At 75.0% G+C, this 1,103-nt stretch carries 1 protein-coding gene; it reads right to left on the bottom strand.

Translation table 11 applies throughout. From position 1 onward, the window contains the following. A partial coding sequence (locus tag A612_RS14430; protein WP_019375157.1) for a DUF2868 domain-containing protein occupies positions 1–1,103 on the bottom strand: 1,103 nt, incomplete at both ends.

Genomic DNA, 1,103 nt, shown 5'->3' with positions numbered 1-1,103 from the left:
GGGGGGGGCCGCCCGCGGCCACGGCGTCCGCGGTCGGCTCCTGAGCGGGCAGGCGATGCAGGGCACGCAGGGCCGTGTCCAGCGCCCGCCACTCGCGTGCCAGCGCATCGGCGGCTCGGCCATCCCGCACGAGCGCCGCGCAGCCGCGCAAGTGCTGCGCCAGCAGCAGCGTGGCTGCAGCGAAACGGCGGCGATTGTCCCCCTCCCACGCGGTCTGCAGGCGGGCGAGGGCGGCGGCGCGTTCGGGCAGGAGGGTGCGCAGGCGCACGAACAGCTGCGCCTCGCGCGGCCAGCTGGCACCCCAGTCGGTCCAGCGCAGATGCAGGCGGGGCGCCTGCTGCCAGGGTTGCGGCAGCCGAGTGGCGGGCACGTTCCGCCAGGCGAACAGCACGGCGTCCACGCCGGCAGCGGTGGCTGCGTCTTGTGCCACAACGAAGTGCAGCCGGTCGCGAACCGGGCCGGCGTCGCCCGCATGCAGCTCCTGCAGGTGCACGAGCGCGCGGACCTGCGCCTCGTCGATGCCGGCTACGCCCAGCACGATCCGGGCCGGCAGGGCAGCACGCAGGGCATCGAAGGCAGGCGCCTGCAGGTCCAGCAGGCAGCGCCTGGACAGGCGCACCTCGCGCCAGCGTGCGGCGGCGGCCAGCAGCAGGCGCGGCAGCACCACCACCAGCACCAGCAGTCCCACGTACATCCATACCCACCGGTTGCCGGCGGCGCCCTGGCCGGCGAAATCCTGCGCCGCGGCGATCTCCTCCAGGGAAAAGGGCGCAAGGCCGGTGAGCGCCGTGAGGGGCCAGAACAGGACGCGCGCAATGGCGTGCACTTGCGCTGCATCGAGGAAGGTGCTTTCCCAGCCGAACTGGTAGCGCACCACCAGACCGCGCAGCAGCAGCGACAGTGCCAGCCCCGCAGCCCCTGCGGCGGCGCACAGGTGCAGCACGCGGTCGATGCGCGCACCCTGCAGCGCGCCCGTGTGTTCGAGCCAACGCAGGTGGAAGTCGGCGCCGATGCGCGCCAGCAGGCCCCGTCCGCGCCGGCGGCCGGGGCGGAATCCACGCTGCAGCCACCCGTGCAGCCAGCGCACCGGGCGCGGCGGCCCG

It is taken from the genome of Melaminivora alkalimesophila, from assembly GCF_000282995.1.
GTDB classification, from domain to species: Bacteria; Pseudomonadota; Gammaproteobacteria; order Burkholderiales; family Burkholderiaceae_C; genus Melaminivora; species Melaminivora alkalimesophila.
The sequence above is the reverse complement of the archived record's forward strand: the minus strand, read 5'-3'. Positions and strand labels throughout refer to the sequence as shown.